Source organism: Shewanella sp. M-Br (genome assembly GCF_036245925.1).
GTDB classification, from domain to species: Bacteria; Pseudomonadota; Gammaproteobacteria; order Enterobacterales; family Shewanellaceae; genus Shewanella; species Shewanella oncorhynchi.
On record NZ_BJBV01000023.1, the window covers coordinates 56,634 to 75,042 of the forward strand.

The 18,409-nt window shown below is 47.7% G+C and carries 15 protein-coding genes; 2 read left to right on the top strand and 13 right to left on the bottom strand.

The genetic code is table 11. The features are described from left to right. Positions 1-238 precede the first annotated feature (238 nt). Both AAA952_RS17835 and AAA952_RS17840 read left to right on the top strand, forming a co-directional pair. A complete protein-coding gene (locus AAA952_RS17835) occupies positions 239-835 on the top strand; it encodes a thymidine kinase (protein WP_028761119.1) in 597 nt (198 codons plus the stop codon). Between the two features lie 366 nt (positions 836-1,201). Next, positions 1,202-4,279, top strand: a complete 3,078-nt coding sequence (locus AAA952_RS17840; protein ID WP_105252041.1) for a transglycosylase domain-containing protein — start codon at positions 1,202-1,204, stop codon at positions 4,277-4,279. Positions 4,280-4,430: 151 nt separating this feature from the next. Here the strand turns inward: AAA952_RS17840 and AAA952_RS17845 are convergent, their stop codons facing one another. The 13 genes from AAA952_RS17845 to AAA952_RS17905 form a co-directional block, all read right to left on the bottom strand. Beyond that, positions 4,431-5,642, bottom strand: a complete 1,212-nt coding sequence (locus AAA952_RS17845; RefSeq protein ID WP_338258730.1) for a PQQ-dependent sugar dehydrogenase — start codon at positions 5,640-5,642, stop codon at positions 4,431-4,433. A gap of 170 nt (positions 5,643-5,812) precedes the next feature. Continuing rightward, positions 5,813-6,571 (bottom strand): sulfite exporter TauE/SafE family protein, encoded by a 759-nt coding sequence (locus AAA952_RS17850; RefSeq protein WP_338258731.1) that lies wholly within the window; start codon positions 6,569-6,571, stop codon positions 5,813-5,815. A gap of 191 nt (positions 6,572-6,762) precedes the next feature. Next, a complete protein-coding gene (locus AAA952_RS17855) occupies positions 6,763-7,080 on the bottom strand; it encodes a cytoplasmic protein (protein WP_212600851.1) in 318 nt (105 codons plus the stop codon). A gap of 38 nt (positions 7,081-7,118) precedes the next feature. Further along, positions 7,119-7,721, bottom strand: coding sequence for a DJ-1/PfpI family protein (locus AAA952_RS17860; RefSeq protein ID WP_113940987.1), 603 nt, complete (start codon positions 7,719-7,721; stop codon positions 7,119-7,121). Between the two features lie 136 nt (positions 7,722-7,857). Beyond that, a complete protein-coding gene (locus tag AAA952_RS17865; protein ID WP_338258732.1) occupies positions 7,858-8,880 on the bottom strand; it encodes a hypothetical protein in 1,023 nt (340 codons plus the stop codon). Between the two features lie 570 nt (positions 8,881-9,450). Then, positions 9,451-10,107, bottom strand: a complete 657-nt coding sequence (locus AAA952_RS17870; RefSeq protein WP_338258733.1) for a 3-oxoacid CoA-transferase subunit B — start codon at positions 10,105-10,107, stop codon at positions 9,451-9,453. Positions 10,108-10,234: 127 nt separating this feature from the next. Next, positions 10,235-10,939 carry a CoA transferase subunit A gene (locus AAA952_RS17875; RefSeq protein WP_063884906.1) on the bottom strand — a complete coding sequence of 235 codons (705 nt, stop codon included), beginning with the start codon at positions 10,937-10,939 and terminating at the stop codon, positions 10,235-10,237. Between the two features lie 84 nt (positions 10,940-11,023). Further along, positions 11,024-11,947 carry a hydroxymethylglutaryl-CoA lyase gene (locus tag AAA952_RS17880; RefSeq protein ID WP_338258734.1) on the bottom strand — a complete coding sequence of 308 codons (924 nt, stop codon included), beginning with the start codon at positions 11,945-11,947 and terminating at the stop codon, positions 11,024-11,026. A 1-nt stretch (position 11,948) separates the two neighbouring features. Beyond that, a complete protein-coding gene (locus AAA952_RS17885) occupies positions 11,949-13,991 on the bottom strand; it encodes an acetyl/propionyl/methylcrotonyl-CoA carboxylase subunit alpha (RefSeq protein ID WP_338258735.1) in 2,043 nt (680 codons plus the stop codon). Beyond that, entirely contained in the window at positions 13,991-14,860 is an 870-nt protein-coding gene (locus AAA952_RS17890) for an enoyl-CoA hydratase-related protein (RefSeq protein ID WP_338258736.1), read from the bottom strand. Before AAA952_RS17890 ends, AAA952_RS17885 begins: the two co-directional genes overlap by 1 nt. 49 nt (positions 14,861-14,909) lie before the next feature. Then, positions 14,910-16,517, bottom strand: a complete 1,608-nt coding sequence (locus AAA952_RS17895; protein WP_338258737.1) for a carboxyl transferase domain-containing protein — start codon at positions 16,515-16,517, stop codon at positions 14,910-14,912. A gap of 116 nt (positions 16,518-16,633) precedes the next feature. Next, the gene (locus AAA952_RS17900; protein ID WP_338258738.1) at positions 16,634-17,803 is read right to left on the bottom strand and encodes an isovaleryl-CoA dehydrogenase; all 1,170 of its coding nucleotides are present in this window, start codon (positions 17,801-17,803) and stop codon (positions 16,634-16,636) included. Between the two features lie 140 nt (positions 17,804-17,943). Beyond that, the gene (locus AAA952_RS17905; RefSeq protein ID WP_006082318.1) at positions 17,944-18,351 is read right to left on the bottom strand and encodes a MerR family transcriptional regulator; all 408 of its coding nucleotides are present in this window, start codon (positions 18,349-18,351) and stop codon (positions 17,944-17,946) included. Positions 18,352-18,409: the final 58 nt, after the last annotated feature.

Sequence of the window (18,409 nt, forward strand, 5' to 3'; positions counted from 1 at the left end):
CGGCATCGGGGCGTTTTTTATGTTTTTTGCAGGGAAGAGTATTAAATGAAGTGGACTCGAAATATTTCAGGAGGCGATTGGGGATTAAAATGATTGATAAGTTGGTGTCATTGCAGAATTTCATGATAAAAGCTTAGCGGCTGCTAGTGTTCTGATGTGAAGCGCAATGTTAGACTAGCGCTCAATTTGGCTCTGGTAGCAGACGCGTAAGCGCTAACGTTTTTAAAGGGTATAAGTCTTGGCTCAATTGTATTTTTATTATTCGGCAATGAACGCGGGTAAATCCACTTCCCTATTACAGTCATCCTATAACTACCGTGAACGCGGTATGAATACTTTGGTCATGACAGCCTCCATAGACGACAGATATGGCAAAGGTAAAGTGGCCTCACGTATTGGCATTGAAACCGAAGCACAGGTATTTAGTAGCCAAGATGATTTGACTCAAATGATTAGCGATGTGCATCAAGCCACGCCATTAAGCTGTGTGCTAGTGGATGAGTGTCAGTTTTTGAGTAAAGAACAGGTTAAGCAGCTGACGCATGTGGTCGATAATATTGATATTCCTGTACTCTGCTATGGCCTAAGAACGGACTTTCAAGGCGAACTTTTTAGCGGCAGTCATTATTTATTAGCTTGGGCCGATAAATTAGTTGAGTTGAAGACTATTTGCCATTGTGGACGTAAGGCTAACATGGTGGTGCGTCTTGATGGTGAAGGCAAGGTGATGCGCGAGGGTGAGCAAGTGGCGATTGGTGGTAATGAAAGTTACGAGTCTGTCTGTCGCAAACATTTTCGTGAATTTATCTGGGATGCGCATGAATATGTGGGATGAGGCTTCGTTAATAGTGTGATTATTGAGCGACTCATTCTTTTTGTGCGACTTAAATTAGCTCGTTTTGTTTTTAAGTCATACTGTCTGTTGCCTTAATCGCTGAAAATACCTTGATATCAACAAATTAATATTTGGCAAAATGTACTATCAGCTTAACATTAGTATTGATTAGTGGCGGTTGTGGGTCACAGGCACCCTTCTTTACAGTGAAGTTAGGTTTGATAAAGTGTGGAACATAATGGGTACTAAGACTAATTAATAGAGCCGGATAATGGCTAGATGAGTTTGATATCTTGCTTTACTGAGTGGCAACGGATTTGCTGAGTTGCATGAAAGATGAATATTTTAGTGTTTTTTGGAGCTGTTTTGCCTAATTCCACATCAGAGATGAAGTTCGAAAATTATCGTCCTCGTCCACCACAACCTGAGCCTAAAGCTAAGGTTAAGCCGCCGCGTAAAGCCAGATCAAAGGGCAGGGTCTGGTTCTTATTTTTTATTCTGATTTGCTGCGCTGCATTGCTGATTGGACTTGAGGTTAAAACTTCGTTTTACCAAGCAAAATTCATCAATCAATATGCTAAGACGCTCACCTATGAATTAGAAAGCTCACCGAGCCAAGCGGTTATTTATCCTAGTTATGGTCCTTTTGATGAGCGCCATGGCTACAGTAAGTTACCTCAGTATATTGATAGGTTATTGCAACGGAATTTTCAGGTAACGCAACAAGTGGCGTTTTCGCCAGCGTTGCAGGAATACGCTCAACTTGGATTTTTTCCGCCTTACCATGAAAAGGCTCAATCTGGGTTGACGCTGCTCGATTGCCGCAATACCGATTTATACGAATTTGCTTATCCTAAACGGGTTTATCAGGACGACGATAAGATCCCCAATGAAATCGTTAATACTTTACTGTTTATTGAAAACCGCGAGTTATGGACGACGGAAGAGAAACTCAATCCTGTGATCGACTGGCCACGTTTTGTGGTGGCAGGCATGAGCCAAATTGCTGAAATGGTTGGTATGAATGTCTCTACCGCGGGTGGCAGTACACTCGCGACTCAGATTGAGAAATTCCGCCATTCTTCCCAAGGTTTAACCTTGAGTATTAAAGACAAGTTACTGCAAATTGGCTCGGCCAGCGTGCGCGTGTACCAACAAGGTGAAAACACTGAACCTGCTCGTAAGCGCATCGTTCAAGATTATCTGAATACCGTGCCATTATCTTCGGCGCCAAATCATGGTGAAGTTCATGGTATTGGTGATGGACTGTGGGCGTGGTTTGGTACCGATTTCGATACTGCAAACAAGCTGTTAGCATCGCCGCAGATCAAAGGTAATGCCACCAAGCGCGGACAAGTATTCCGACAAGTGGTTGCCTTGATGATCGCCCAACGTCGTCCGTCCTACTATCTACTACAAGGTCATGAAGATCTTGAAAACTTAGTCGATAGCCATATTCGTTTACTCGGCCAGTATTATTTGATTGATCGTGGTCTACGTGATGCTGCACTCGCGCAGAAATTGCAGTTTAAGGTCGCCAAGCCGCAACGTAATACCCAATCTGGCGCAGATAAGGGTGTGAACACAGTTCGCATTCGCACCGCAGGCATGTTAAATGTGGGGCTGTATGATTTAGACAGGCTCGATTTGACGGTCAACAGTAGCTTACACAGTGACTTACAGCAGAAAGTCAGTCACTACTTACGCAGTCTGGCGCAAGTGCCTACCGCGGAGAAAGTGGGTCTGCTTGGCGAACGGTTACTCGACCCAAGTCAACTGCAAAACGTACTGTATAGCTTTACGCTTTATGAGCGCACTGAGACCGCCAACCGAGTTAGAGTGCAGACGGATAGCACCGATCAGCCTTTTGATATTAACGAGGGCAGTAAGTTGGAATTGGGCTCAACCGCTAAATTGCGGGTGATGGCGACCTACTTAGAAATCATTGCCGAGATCCACGACAAGTATTCCAAGAAACATGGGATTGAATTGGAATCCATCATTATCGAACCTAGGGATCATTTAACCCGTTGGGCGATTGATTACTTGATTTTGAATCCCGACAGACGTTTAGACCGCATGTTAGATGCGGCGTTACAGCGAGAATATTCGGCCTCAACCAGTGAACAATTTTTTACCGGTGGTGGGTTGCATGTGTTTAATAACTTTAAAAAAACAGAAGATTTAAAAACGCCAACACTTTACCAAGCCCTGCAGGATTCGGTTAACTTGCCGTTTGTGCGCCTCATGCGCGATATTGTGAATTACAGCAGTAGTATGCAAAACGAGGGCAATATGGCCCAGTTGCTGCGTAATGATAAAGATCCGCGCCGTGACGAATATCTGCGGGTATTTGCTGATAGAGAAGGTAATACCTTCGTTACTAAGTTTTATCGCAAGTACAAAAAAGTGGCTGCGAATGAGCGTTTCGACATGTTTTTTGACGGTTTGTCCCAGTCGGAGCAGCAGTTGACGGCGGCGTATCGCTATCTACTGCCCGATGAACCTATGGCGGCATTTAAGGCCTTCTTGAAGCAAAGATTGCCGCAGGTGAGCTATACCGATGGTCGTATTAAGAGCTTATATAATAAGTACGGTCCGGATAAATATAATTTGCCAGATCAAGGCTATATCGCACGGGTGCATCCCTTGGAATTGTGGGTGCTGGATTATCTTAATCATAATCCTGATGCCAACTTGAACGATGTTAAACAGGCGAGTGAAGCACAACGTCAAGAGGTTTACCGTTGGTTGTTTAGGACGCGGCATAAAAACGCCCGTGACGTACGAGTGCAAGTGATGCTTGAAGTTGAAGCCTTCCTTGACATACATCAACGTTGGGCGCGTTTAGGTTATCCCTTTGATTCTATGGTGCCATCCTTAGGCTCAGCACTGGGTAGCTCGGGTGACCGACCCGCAGCCTTAGCCGAGCTGATGGGCATTATTCAAAACGACGGCTATCGTTTGCCCACAGTGCGTATCAATCAGCTGCATTTCGCCGCAGATACGCCCTATGAAGTGAGATTGCAGAATCAGAACACCCAAGGTGAGCGGGTAATGCGCCATGAAGTAGCACAAGCCTTAAAAGCAGCGCTGGCGAACGTAGTGCAAAACGGCACCGCACGTCGTTTAAAGGGCATTTTTACCGATGAAAAAGGTGGCATGTTAGCCATAGGCGGGAAAACCGGCACCGGTGATAACCGTATTGTGACTCAGATGCAGCAAGGTAAAAAAGTGGCGACTACGGCGATGAACCGCACCGCGACATTCGTGTTTTATCTAGGTGACAAATACTTCGGTACTTTGACCGCCTTCGTGCCAGGCAGTAAATCCGATGATTTTAGTTTTACTTCAGCGCTGCCATTGCAGGTGATGAAGGGCATGATGCCTATTTTAGCTCCCTATGTACAAACCGAGCAGGGCATGTGTGTGGTGAACGAATAAAGGCATGAATTAAGCGCCACGCCAACGACAAAGAGTGTTCCTGATGAACACTCTTTGTCGTTTTAAGGCTTAAATTCTCTATCGATTGAGTTTATTGCTGTGGTTAACATGGTTTAGTTAAAGCACTGTGATAAAAGTGCAGCGATTAAGATTACTGCGGCGATAACTGGTAAATTTTTGATTTAGCTTCATCGGTTACGAGATAAATCAGTCCATCTGGCCCTTGCACGACTGAGCGCAATCTTTGCCCTAATTCAGTTTTCAGTAGCCGCTCTTCTTTAATTATCTTGTCGCCATCAAGCACTAAACGCACCAGTGTTTTTCCCTTTAGGCTGGCGAGTAACAGATTATTTCGCCACTGTGGAAATTTATCACCTGTGTAAAACATAAAGCCCGCCGTGGCAATCGAGGGAACCCATTTGTAGACGGGTTGCTCCATTCCCACCTTATGGGTGCCTTCGCCGATGTTGCCGCCACCATAATTCTCACCATAGGTAATCACCGGCCAGCCATAGTTTTTAGCCGCTTGGTCGATATTGAGTTCATCGCCGCCCTGGGGCCCATGCTCGCCCGTCCACAATACTTTGCTGACGGGATTAATCGCCGCGCCCTGCATATTGCGATGACCAATAGACCAGATCTCGGGTAAGGCGCCAGCCGTATTGACGAAGGGGTTATCCTGAGGCACTGAGCCATCGGCATGAATACGCACCACTTTGCCTAAATGATTGTCCAATGTTTGGGCGCTATCTTTTTCGCTATAGCGATCGCCGAGTGTGATAAACAGTGTGCCATCAGGCGCCCACACTAAACGAGATCCAAAATGGTGACCGCTGTTGATTTTGGGGTGCTGACTAAAAACGCGGGTGAGATTTTCAAGCTTGTTACCATTGAGCGTGGCAAAACTGACCGCTGTGCTATTGAGCTCGCTTGCATCACCTTCAGCGGGTTCTGAATAACTGAAATAGATTTTTTTGCTGCTAGCAAAATCTGGCGCAAGCACGACATCAAGTAAACCACCTTGACCTTTGGCATACATAGGCGGCAAACCCGTTAAGGGGTCGCCCACTTTACCTGCGGCGCTGACAATGCGCATTCTGCCGGCGCGTTCAGTCACGAGCATGCTGCCGTCGGGTAAGAATGCCATACCCCAGACATTTTCTAACCCTTGGGCTATGGTTTTTACCTGAATATTACCCGTTTCCGTTTTGACGCTAATGGTCTCTGCGCTAGCGGTTTCGGCGTAAATAGCCGGTGAGCTTGCAATAAGACACAGGGCAAGACTTAAGGTGCTGAGCTTCAAGGCCTTTGGTATTAATTTACTCAGTCTCAAGGTCCTCAGCTTCAAGGTCATCAGTTTCATCGCTATCCTTAATCACAGTGTTCTCCTATAGGATGGATCAGAGTAACAAGTCAGTCACATAAGGGCAATTTATCGGCGAGACCTTGTATCGAAAATTCGTCTGTCCAGCTTTTATGAGTTTAAGCTTCACAAATCAAAAGCCTAACGTATGAAAACTAACGCATTAAAAACTAGCGCATGAAAAAGCCTAAGGCCATTGCTAAACCGACGATCACAATAAAGCCGCGTAGCAAGGGCTGTGAAATACGGTAGGCCAGCGCCGCCCCCACATAACCACCGACAATCGCCATAACGGCAAGCAGCAACAGATATTGCCCATCGATAACATTGCCCGCGGCATAAACCACAACGGCGATGGCGGTGAGCAGGGCTGAAATCAGATTTTTAAGTCCGTTCATCCCATGTAGATTGGTTTGCCCCATCAGGCCAAAACTTGCGAGTAGTATGATGCCTAAGCCACCATTAAAATAACCGCCATAGATACACACAGCCGACAGCATTATCAGTGCCGTTATCGGACTTAACATTGGCGTCGAGGTGTTTTCGCCTTGCTCAGCGATTCTTCGTTTGAGTAACCAAGGGCCAACAATAAAGGCCACGGTGGCCAGTAGAATCAGCCAAGGGATCAGCTTTGCGAAGACTTGCTCGCTGGTGGTCAGCAAAATACCCGCGCCAATACTGCCGCCAATTAAAGCAATTAAGATCAGATTTTTAAGGCTGAGACTCGCCGGATATTCGATATCCTTTCTAAAACGCCATGCGCTGGCGATATAACCGGGCAGCAGCGCGGCTGTCCCCGTGGCATTCGCCGCAATCGGTGGAACCCCGACAAACACTAACGCTAATAGGGTAATAAAACTGCCACCACCGGCAACCGCATTTAGCATGCCGCCTAAAAAGCCAGCGAGTGCAATAATAAGCCAGTCCATAGATACCGCTCCTTTGGACAATGAGAGAGTTAAACAGAGCGCTAAAAATGTGTCTGTTATTATGAGTCAATCTAAGCACTCACCCTAACAGGATGATTTCGATATTGAAAGTCGCGTAATGATTCGTTATATATCGCCATTCGTGAAGGTGAAGATATAGGATGAGTGAGCAGGCTTTTACTTGCTTAGTCCTAGGGGACTTGATCCCAAATACCAGACATAAAAATAACCGCAGCGATGGCTTCACTTTGCTCGGTAAAAACATCTTCTCCCCAACAGTTTTGTCCACGTTCTTGGTAATAAACATGAAAGGTACTGAGCATAGGTGTTCGAATGCAATACCAACCATCGAAGGTATTCTTAGCAAAATTGACCCAATACTGCGCATCAGCAGCTTGGATTTGCTGAATGAGTAATTCATTTTGCGATAGCAAAGCCACAAGCTCATTCTGGGTGGTTATTTGATGCTCGGCTTTTATAGCCTCGAGAAGATTTTTAAGTTTTATCATGGGATCTTTTTCATTCATCGAGAGTATCTACATCACTTTTAACGAATGGCCGCGGAGATGGAGGATTGGATTAATGCTTCAAAAATATCTGTTTGCCCGGCAGGAATAAGCTGCCTGTGAATTTCGCGGCGTTTTGCACTGTCGAATAAACGCTCCGCAACCCAACCCGTTAAATAGAGTGAGGACAAGCAGCCGCCCGCAGTGGCAATATTGCCATTAATCACGAGGGCGCAGTCTTCTACATCGACGCCCATGGCAACTAGGGCAGGTTTTGCATCGGGGTGAGTCGTTGCCGAGAGATTGTCGAGTAGCCCTAATTTGGCAAAGAAGAATGACCCCGCGCAGATACTGCCAAGCAATTGTCGTGTGGGATCTAATTTAAGGGCGGACATAAACTCAGTATCAGCAAGTGCCGCAGGTACGCCTTTGTAACCACTGCTGAATAATACCACGTCGGCATCAGCGACTTCGGCCACATGACCATCGGTTGCAACCGTCATCCCCAAGCTTGATATGTGGCTAGGTTTGGTCCCGAGTACTTTTACTGTCCAATCGGTTTTTGTACGGCCGAGAATATCGCGCATTAAGAAGAAATCGATATCGGTAAATTCATCAAATATCACAATCGCAATCTGGTACATAAGCTTTCCTCTGGCTTGTATTGTGGATGACTTAAGGCTTGAATATGCTCAACCTTAAGCCTTGGGTCCTAAATATGAATAGAATCATGATTTTATTGGTTATCCATTTTTTATGAAAATTTGGTTAATCAAAATCTTAACCAGCACTAAACGATGGCAGTCGCTTGGCGAAAATAGCATGGGCATCAAAATCTTGGCTTTGCATTCTGGTTAATGTGTTGGTTAACACCTCATCGGCAGCATCTTCAATCCGCTGTATCCCTAACGTTGCAACATAATCACTAAATGATGTGGATACTTGTTCAAACAAAGCTGTGATATCGCCAAAGGCTGGATGACTGAACTGCGGATTAGGCAAGCCCCTGAGGTCACGAAGCTTTAGCAGCATTAACGCCGTCAACGGTATGTATGATAGATGTCCATTGTGGAACTCAAAAAAACACTTTTTATCCCCGATGATCGCTTGTTCTACCTGATCATCGCAGAGGGTTTGCAGCATAGTGCTGATGAATTCGATATCCTGTGTATCCCAGTTATCTAAAAATGACGCATAGGAGAAAGGAGCTGTTTTTCGCAGTGTCACTTGCACTTCAGTGGTAAAAGGCGGCTCGATATGCCCCAGATAACGGCCATACAGCAGCACCAAAAAATCGCCAATAAAGCCATGGGAGCGAACAATCCAGCCCGAACGCCGCGCGGTTGCATCAGCGTGGTACAGCTCGTCCGCCTCGCGTTTAAGCCCAGCTAACAGCATCAGCACAAGCCGAAACACGCTGATTGTAGACCACATAGCGTTTGCTATCCCGCCAGTTTTTTCTAGCGATGAGCAATATTTATAGTAATCAATGGCGGTTGCAAAATAACCGTAAGCAAGCGAGCACATAAGCGGCTTAGGCTCAAGCAAGCCCGATTCAATATAGGTAAGTTGGGCTACATAGCCCCAATGACACTCGGGTACACCAAACTCAGCTCCAAATAATTCCCACTGGCGAAAATCCTCATCAAACTCACGATATTGTTTCACTCTCTCGAAACCATCTGTCATCCCACTGTCGATATAATCGGTCAGTAAATACTGGTCATATTCAAAGACGTTTTTGGCATAATCGCGCATATGTTTACGACTGCGACTGCGCTTATTGAGAAACTTGGCTAACATCTTGAGCATCCTTATTATTTAGGCTGCGGCAAGTTTACCGCAACGGCGCTAAATATCACTATCTGTAGCACTTTTGAAGCAAGCATTAAGCGACTCCGTTGTAGCGATGGTGAACACACATTCGCCAGCAAAGAACCTTGCTAACATATGGTGTTATCAGTTTAATGCGCGACATTGTTCATTATTGAATATGCTGGGATGGGGAGTAAACCGCACTCTTGCGTTGGCGACCATCGGAAAAAGGGACTTTTTCGTTGAGCCCCCAAGGATGGGTTTACGGCGTGTCGCCAGAGCATTAGTGCTGTTTATGGCGATAAGCTCTCAAAAAGTACCTAGACTGCAAAAGCTCACAAAAAACAAGGTTTGTAGTGAACAAGCTGGTGGTGAATTTTACTCATGGTTCTCCGCTTCGTGGGGACAACAAAAGCAACGAGGCCCAGAATCATTTTTTGGGCCTTGTTGGTATCGTAAAACGTCGGTTAACGCTCAAAATTCTTTAGGTTAAAGCTTCAAACTAACTTGAGTTTCAACCTTAGCCGCTATACGTTACTTGCGCATTTTAGAGAACGCTTAAAACACCATTTCTGGTACATGCTCTGGCACGATTAACTTGCCGGCGGTTTTGCTGACGATTTCTTCGACGCTGACACCTGGTGCGCGCTCGAGTAAATGGAATGCGCCATCTTTGATTTCGATAAAGGCTAAATCTGTGACGACACGTTTAATGCAGCCGTAACCTGTTAGCGGCAATTCGCACACGGGTAGCAGTTTAGAATTGCCGTATTTATCGGCGTGCATCATAGTCACGATAATGTTTTCGGCGCCCGCGACTAAATCCATCGCGCCGCCCATGCCTTTGATGAGTTTGCCGGGGATCATCCATGAGGCGATAGAGCCGTTCACATCGACTTCAAAGGCGCCGAGCACGGTTAAGTCCACATGGCCGCCACGGATCATGGCAAAGCTTTCCGCCGATGAGAAAAACGAGGCGCCTTTCACTGCGGTAACGGTTTGTTTGCCCGCATTGATTAAATCCGGATCTATGGTGTCTTCGGTGGGGAATTCGCCCATGCCGAGTAGACCATTTTCCGATTGCAACATGACTTCCATGCCTTCGGGAATGTAGTTGGCCACCAGTGTTGGAATGCCGATGCCGAGGTTAACGTAGTAGCCGTCTTTTAATTCTTTGGCGACGCGCTGAGACAGTTGTTCTCTTGATAATGCCATGATATCTATCCTTTCTATTTGGCTTTGACGCTTTGGTCTTTACTCTTAGGTTTTTACCCTTAGTTTTTACTTTAGGGAGCTAAGTGCCAATTGCGTTAACTGTGTTTCAAGGTTTTGCCAGCGCCTTTTATTTCGCGGCTTTTACCGTGCGCTGCTCGATACGTTTCTCGAACTTGCCTTGAATAACGCGGTCAACATAGATGCCCGGCGTGTGGATATGATCTGGATCTAGCTCGCCCGGCTCAACAATAAACTCGGCTTCAACCACAGTGATTTTGCCCGCGGTCGCCATCATAGGGTTAAAGTTGGCGGCGGTTTTACGGAACACCAAATTACCCATGGTATCGGCTTTCCATGCGCGCACTAAGGCAAAATCTGCGGTCAGCGACTCTTCTAATACGTAATGGCGACCTTTGATTTCGCGGGTTTCTTTGCCATCAGCGACTGGCGTGCCGTAGCCTGTAGCGGTGAAAAATGCCGGAATACCTGCGCCGCCTGCGCGGATCTTTTCCGCCAGCGTGCCTTGGGGCGTTAAAATCACGTTCAGTTCGCCAGAGAGCATTTGTTGCTCGAAAGTGGCGTTCTCGCCCACGTAAGAGGCGATCATAGTGGCGATTTGGCGATGTTTTAACAGTAAGCCAAGGCCAAAGTCGTCAACGCCAGCGTTGTTTGATATCGCCGTTAAACCGTTAACGCCCATCTTAACCATTTGATTGATTAAGCCTTCGGGAATGCCGCACAGGCCAAAGCCGCCGACCATAATGGTCATGTCGTTTGATAAGCCGTTTAACGCTTCTTCATAGCTGCTGACGACTTTATTGAGTCCTGCCATTGTGATGTCCTTTTATGCTGTATAAAACGCGCGGGAAATAACGCGCGTTTTCAATAACGGTTGTTGTCGTTAATTATTGTTGTTCTATTTTGCTAACAGGGCCGTGGCCACTTTCGAGCCGTTGTTGCGATTCAACTGCGTGCTGATAGCTTGTCCTGCTAACGCGAGTTTTTGTAAATCGATACCCGTTTCGAATCCCATGCCGTGCAGCATATACACTAAGTCTTCGGTGGCAAGATTGCCCGACGCGCCTTTGGCATAGGGGCAGCCGCCAAGACCTGCAACCGAGGAGTCAAACACCCGCACACCTAAGTCTAAGCAGGCCAAAATGTTAGCGAGTGCTTGGCCATAGGTGTCGTGAAAGTGTAGCGCCAGTTTGTCCATAGGCACATGTTCAGCAACGGTTTGCAGCATTCTACGGGCTTTTTGCGGCGTGCCTACACCGATAGTGTCGCCAAGCGATATTTCGTAACAGCCCATTTTGTAAAGGATTTCAGACACACGGGCCACTTCACTGACCGCTATCTCACCTTCGTAGGGGCAGCCGAGCACACAGGACACATAGCCACGCACTGGGATATTGTGTTTTTTTGCTAATTCCATCAAAGGGATAAAGCGTTCAATCGACTCTTCTATCGAGCAGTTTATATTGCGCTGACTAAAGCTTTGTGAGGCGGCGCCAAATATTGCCACCTCACTCGCTTTTGCATCCAGTGCCAGTTCAAAGCCTTTGACGTTGGGTGTGAGCGCGCTATACACCACGTCGCTTTGACGATGTATTTGTTTGAGCACATCGGCAGAATCGGCCATTTGTGGCACCCATTTAGGTGACACAAAGCTGCCTGCTTCGATACGCTTAAGCCCCGCACCTGCCAGCGATTCAATCAAGGCGATTTTAGCTGCCGTCGGCACTGCGACTTCGTTTTGCAGGCCGTCGCGTGCGCCCATCTCGAAGATACTGACCCTGTCTTTGGCGTTCGCTGCTTGGCTTAGATTGGCTAACGACATCTTAGGCTTCCTTGATCGCGGTTGGCTCGTTTGTCTCTAACGGCTCAACGTTAAGCAAGGTTGCACCATCGGTGACCAGCTCGCCCGCTTTAAAGTAGAACTCAGTGACTATGCCATCAAAGGGGGCTTCGATGGTGTATTCCATCTTCATGGCTTCCATCACTAGCAAACCTTGGCCCGATTTCACTTGTGTGCCGACATCGACTAAATGGGTCACTACCGTACCGTTCATCGGTGCTTTTAACTTGTCAGCATTGCTGGCTTGTTCTTCGACCACGAGTGTTTGCACTGCTTTAAAGTGGTAACTGCCAGAGGATAAAAATAGCGTAAAGTCATCACCTTGGGCACTAACGGGCACTTTACTCTTATGGCCGTTGATTTCGGCGAGCAGTAAATCTTGTTTCAGCTCGCCATTTAGTAACCAATCTTGACCGTGCAGCGGTAGCTGATACATGCCGCCTAAATCGAGCATCACTAACTGCTGCAATTCATGGGCATCATCGAGCAGGGCAATATTGTGCTGACTGCAACTGTTGAGTCTAAAGCCGCTCACTTGACCCCAAGGCGAGTAAGGATCGGCGCTGTTGACAGCTTGCGCTTTGGCGGCTTCTTTACGGGCAAGCACTTGATACAGCGCGGCAAAGGCAAGGGCAGTATCAGCTTCGCTTGAAGCTGTGCCAATCAGGGTATCGCCATAACGGCCAATAAAGTCAGTGCTAAAGTCGGCATTGGCAAACGCTGGGTGTTCGGCAATGTTCGCCAAAAACTCAATGTTGTGCTTAAGACCGCTGATTTGATACGACTCTAACGCATGCACTAAACGTTGCAGGGCGCGTGGGCGCGATTCATCCCAGACGATAAGCTTGGCAATCATAGGATCGTAGAAGTTACTGATCACATCGTTTTCACGAATGCCCGAATCGATACGCACGTATTTGCTTTGCTCGGGTTCGCGCAAAAAGTTGAGCTTACCGCTGGCGGGTAAAAACTCATTCTGTGGATCTTCGGCATAAATACGCACTTCAAAGGAGTGGCCGTGAATACGTACTTCATCTTGCTTAAGGGGTAGTGGCTGACCACTGGCGACCATCAATTGCCATTTCACTAAATCTTGGCCTGTGACCATCTCAGTCACTGGATGCTCAACCTGCAGACGGGTGTTCATCTCCATAAAATAGAAGCTATTGTCTGTATCTAGCAGAAACTCTACAGTCCCCGCGCCAACATAATCGATGGCTTTGGCTGCCGCGACGGCTGCTTCACCCATTTGGGCGCGCAGTGCATCGCTTAACCCTGGCGCTGGCGCTTCTTCGACCACTTTTTGGTGGCGACGTTGAATCGAACAATCGCGATCCGATAAATAAATCGCGTTGCCAAAGGTGTCGGCAAACACTTGCACTTCGACGTGGCGCGGCTGGCGTAAATAACGCTCCATCAATAACTTATCGTTACCAAAAGAAGAGGCCGCTTCACGGCGCGCCGAGTTAACGGCTTCCATGATTTCGCCTTCATTCTCGACGATACGCATGCCTTTACCGCCGCCGCCATAAGCCGCTTTAATCAGCATAGGGAAGCCGATTTTCAGTGCCTCCGCTTTTAAGGTCGCATCGGTTTGGTCATCGCCGTGGTAACCGGGCACTAAGGGCACGTTTGCCGCTGTCATAATAGATTTAGCGGCGCTTTTACTGCCCATGGCATCGATAGCATCGCTACCTGGGCCAACAAAGACGATGCCTGCGGCTTCACATTTACGGGCAAAGTCGGCGTTTTCAGATAAGAAACCGTACCCAGGGTGAATGGCTTGGGCGCCGGCTTTTTTGGCGATATCGATAATCAAATCGCCCTTTAAATAGGAGTCTGCCGGCGCACTGCCGCCTAGATAGAAGGATTCGTCGGCCATGGCGACATGGCGCGCTTCTTTATCGGCATCGGAATATAGGGCAACGGTGCGAACGCCCATGGCATGGGCCGTTTTGATGATGCGACAGGCGATTTCACCGCGGTTAGCAATTAATAGTTTAGTAAACATGTGCTTGGTCAACATCAAAGGGCTCCTTGGGTATCACTTGGCTTTTGCGTGGGAGTTGAGTGCGCTTGTTGCCAGTTAGGCAGACGTTTCTCAAAAAAGGCGTTTAAGCCTTCTTGGCCTTCGGTTGATACCCGAATGCGGGCGATACGCTCGCTAGTGTAATCAATGGTGTTTTGGTCTATCACGCCATCTTCAAGATGCGACAGCAGTGTTTTTACCCACGCCATGCCTTGCGGACTATTGGCCAGCAGCGCATCAATAATAGGCTTTGCGGCGGCGTCTAAGTCATCGCTGATCTCATGAATGACATTAAACTTTAATGCGTTTTCTGCACTAAAACGCTCAGCCGTTAACATGTAGCGGCGCGATGCGCGGTTACCCATAGCACGGGCAACGTAAGGGCTTATCACCGCAGGAATCAATCCTAGTTTGACTTCGCTCAAGCAAAAACTGGCGCGCGTCGTGGCGATAGCGATATCGCTAGCGCAAATCAGCCCCAGTGCGCCGCCAAAGGCTGCGCCTTGCACTAATGCAATGGTGGGTTTTGGAAAGGTATCTAAATCTTGCATCAGTTTTGCTAAGGCTTTGGCATCATTTAGATTTTGCTCAAAGTCCATTTTGGCTTGCTTGCGCATCCAATTGAGATCGGCGCCGGCGCTGAAGTTTTTGCCGTTTGCTTTGAGTACCAGTACTTGGCATTGATTGTGCTCAGCAAAATAGCTAAGGACGCTAATCATCTCGCTAATCATCACTTCATCGAAGGCGTTGTGTACTTCTGCTCGGTCAAGAATCAGCTCGGCAACGCCGTTATTGAGCGTATGGCTCACGTGCTGTAAGTTGCTTAAATCCTTTGTGCCGCTAGCGCTGTTTAATGTGTCTGTCATTATTCTTTCCCTATCTTCTTGTGTGACATATGTTTTTCACATGTGCCTTTTACATACGGAACACACCAAAGCGGGTGTCTTCGATAGGAGCATTTAATGCTGCCGATAGCGCAAGGCCGACCACATCGCGGGTTTGCGCTGGGTCGATAATGCCGTCATCCCATAAACGGGCACTGGCATGATACGGATGACCTTCTTTATCGTACTGGGCGACAATTGGCGCTTTAAAGGCTTTTTCATCCTCAAGTGACCATTCTTCACCTTTACGGGCTAAACCGTCGCGGCGCACTGTGGCAAGAACGCCTGCGGCTTGCTCTCCGCCCATCACAGAAATACGGGCGTTAGGCCACATCCACATCATGGTCGGTTCGAACGCGCGGCCACACATGCCGTAGTTACCCGCGCCGTAGCTGCCGCCGATAATCACAGTAAATTTAGGCACATTGGCACAAGACACCGCGGTTACCATTTTGGCACCGTGTTTGGCTATGCCTTCGTGTTCGTACTTTTTACCCACCATAAAGCCGGTGATATTTTGTAGGAACAGCAGCGGAATTTTGCGCTGGCAGCATAGTTCAATAAAGTGTGCGCCTTTTTGCGCCGACTCTGAGAACAAAATGCCGTTGTTGGCGACGATACCGACAGGGTAACCGTGAATACGGGCAAAACCGCACACTAAGGTTGCGCCATAGTTGGCTTTAAACTCATCAAAATCAGAATCATCGACGATACGGGCGATCACTTCTTTGACATCAAAGGGCTTTTTAAGATCGGTGCCGACAATGCCGTACAGTTCGCTAATGTCAAATCTTGGCGGCTTGACTGGGTTCAGCAGTGATTTGATTTCTTTTTGATGATTAAGGCGTGATACCGCGCGGCGGGCAAGCTCCAGCGCGTGCTCATCGTTTTGCGCTAAATGGTCCGCCACGCCGGAAATTTTGGTGTGCACTTCGGCGCCGCCGAGTTCTTCTGCGCTAACTTCTTCGCCAGTGGCCGCTTTCACTAATGGTGGGCCAGCTAAGAAAATCGTGCCTTGATCTTTTACGATAATGGATTCATCCGCCATGGCGGGCACATAAGCACCACCTGCGGTACATAAGCCCATCACCACTGCAATTTGTGGGATACCTTTGGCGGACATTTGCGCTTGGTTGTAAAAGATGCGGCCGAAATGGTCGCGGTCGGGGAAAACTTCATCTTGACGGGGCAGGTTAGCGCCGCCCGAGTCGACTAAATAAATACAAGGCAAGTGACAACGGCTGGCAATATCTTGGGCACGAAGGTGTTTTTTGACGGTAATCGGGTAGTAAGTGCCGCCCTTAACTGTAGCGTCGTTGGCGATGATCATGCACTCCACGCCACTCACTCGGCCGATACCAGCGATAATGCCCGCAGCGGGCACTTCTTCGTCGTAGACTTCAAACGCGGCAAATTGCGACAGTTCTAAAAAGGGTGAACCTGCATCGAGCAGCTTTTCAACCCGTTGACGTGGCAGTAATTTACCGCGGGATAAATGGCGCTCTAGCGCCACAGGGCCGCCGCCGAGTTCGATTTTATTGAGTTTAGTTTTAAGATCGGCCACTAGGGCGGCCATATCGTCTGATTTTGCTTTAAATTCATCGCTACGGGCGTTGATACGACTGCTTATTTGCGTCACTTTGATTGTCCTTATAAAGCGGAAACTCGGTATCACTTTGCTCGAATGGGTGGCGCAAACTGTAAGTTACAGTGAGGTGCTACCCATTCACTTGTGAGAGATTATTTAAACTCGCGTTATTTCGACTCATTGAACAGTTCGCGGCCAATCAGCATGCGGCGAATTTCTGATGTGCCGGCGCCGATTTCATACAGCTTGGCATCACGCAGTAAGCGGCCAGTGGCGTATTCGTTGACATAGCCATTGCCGCCTAGCAGTTGAATTGCATCCAGTGCCATTTTGGTGGCGAGTTCTGCGCTATAAAGAATGGCGCCTGCGGCATCTTTACGGGTGGTTTCACCGCGATCGCAGGATTTTGCCACGTTATAGACATAGGATTTGGCGGCATTCATACCTGTGTACATGTCGGCTAACTTGCCTTGCACTAGTTGGAATTCACCGATGGATTTGCCAAATTGCTCACGCTCGTGGATGTAAGGCACAACGATATCCATACAGGCATTCATGATCCCCAGCGGACCGCCAGACAGTACTACGCGCTCGTAATCGAGGCCGCTCATCAGCACTTTTACGCCGTTATTGAGGCCGCCTAAAATGTTTTCTTCTGGTACTTCTACATCTTCAAACACTAGTTCGCAGGTGTTGGAGCCGCGCATGCCGAGTTTGTCGAGCTTTTGCGCTTGGCTAAAACCTTTCGAATCACGTTCAACGATAAAGGCGGTAATACCGTGTGCGCCTTTGGTTAAGTCGGTTTTCGCGTAAATGACATAGGTGTGTGCATCTGGACCGTTAGTGATCCACATTTTGTTGCCGTTTAAGATGAATCGGTCACCTTCTTTACGGGCATGCAGCTTCATCGAAACCACGTCAGAACCCGCGTTTGGCTCACTCATGGCTAGCGCGCCAATATGCTCACCGCTCACCAGTTTTGGCAGGTACTTGGCTTTTTGCGCTGCATTACCGTTACGGTTGATTTGATTGACACACAGGTTTGAGTGGGCGCCGTAACTTAGGCCGATAGAAGCTGATGCGCGGGAGATTTCTTCCATTGCGACGACGTGGGCTAGGTAGCCCATGTTCGCGCCGCCGAACTCTTCGGGTACAGTTACTCCGAGCAGTCCCATTCCTCCAAGCACAGGCCAAAGTTCATTGGGAAAGGCATTGTCGTGATCCACTTTCGCTGCAATTGGGGCGATTTCATTCGCGGCAAAATCCTGCACTGCATCGCGCAGCATTTCGACGTCTTCGCCTAGGCCAAAATTTAGACTTGTGTAGAGAGAGTTCATTGCTTGTGTCCTTTCAGATGTTCTAATTTCAGATTGTTATAGTTTTTATGATTTTTAGGTGCTTGAGTCTTTTAAATCTTGTACTTAAATCCGTAGTCGTTATCGCCATCAAATTGATTTGATTTTGTGTCAACGGGGATTTAGGCTTTTGCCGTTTTGTTATCTTCTAAGGCTAAACGGCACTGCTGCTCGGCGGAATTGAGTTCCATTAATACGACTTTGATGTCGTCCATTTGCTGTTGTAGTGCGGACTTCTTTTCTTCCACTAGCGCCAGCATGGTATTGAGCTGTGAGGTGCTGCTCTTGTCGGCATCGTATAATTCGAACAAACGACGGGTTTCTGCCAAAGAAAAGCCCAAGCGTTTACCGCGCAGAATGAGCTTGAGACGCACCCTGTCTTTGAGGCTATAAATACGGGTTTGGCCGCGGCGTTTAGGTTTAAGCAAACCTTGGTCTTCGTAAAAACGAATACTACGAGTAGTGATATCAAACTCTTTTGAGAGATCACTGATCGAGTAAGTCGTTTGTGGTGTGTTCGTTGCGCTCATTCATGCACCCTAAATAATCAGTTTTAAGCAAGATATATGAAGTTTACGTAAAGGTAAA

What these genes read in the sequence shown, in the direction of transcription:
- AAA952_RS17845 (WP_338258730.1), bottom strand. Translation starts at nt 5,642, where the DNA reads ATGAAACTGATGACCTTGAAGCTGAGGACCTTGAGACTGAGTAAATTA.
- AAA952_RS17850 (WP_338258731.1), bottom strand. Translation starts at nt 6,571, where the DNA reads ATGGACTGGCTTATTATTGCACTCGCTGGCTTTTTAGGCGGCATGCTA.
- AAA952_RS17855 (WP_212600851.1), bottom strand. Translation starts at nt 7,080, where the DNA reads ATGATAAAACTTAAAAATCTTCTCGAGGCTATAAAAGCCGAGCATCAA.
- AAA952_RS17860 (WP_113940987.1), bottom strand. Translation starts at nt 7,721, where the DNA reads ATGTACCAGATTGCGATTGTGATATTTGATGAATTTACCGATATCGAT.
- AAA952_RS17865 (WP_338258732.1), bottom strand. Translation starts at nt 8,880, where the DNA reads ATGTTAGCCAAGTTTCTCAATAAGCGCAGTCGCAGTCGTAAACATATG.
- AAA952_RS17870 (WP_338258733.1), bottom strand. Translation starts at nt 10,107, where the DNA reads ATGGCATTATCAAGAGAACAACTGTCTCAGCGCGTCGCCAAAGAATTA.
- AAA952_RS17875 (WP_063884906.1), bottom strand. Translation starts at nt 10,939, where the DNA reads ATGGCAGGACTCAATAAAGTCGTCAGCAGCTATGAAGAAGCGTTAAAC.
- AAA952_RS17880 (WP_338258734.1), bottom strand. Translation starts at nt 11,947, where the DNA reads ATGTCGTTAGCCAATCTAAGCCAAGCAGCGAACGCCAAAGACAGGGTC.
- AAA952_RS17885 (WP_338258735.1), bottom strand. Translation starts at nt 13,991, where the DNA reads ATGTTGACCAAGCACATGTTTACTAAACTATTAATTGCTAACCGCGGT.
- AAA952_RS17890 (WP_338258736.1), bottom strand. Translation starts at nt 14,860, where the DNA reads ATGACAGACACATTAAACAGCGCTAGCGGCACAAAGGATTTAAGCAAC.
- AAA952_RS17900 (WP_338258738.1), bottom strand. Translation starts at nt 17,803, where the DNA reads ATGAACTCTCTCTACACAAGTCTAAATTTTGGCCTAGGCGAAGACGTC.
- AAA952_RS17905 (WP_006082318.1), bottom strand. Translation starts at nt 18,351, where the DNA reads ATGAGCGCAACGAACACACCACAAACGACTTACTCGATCAGTGATCTC.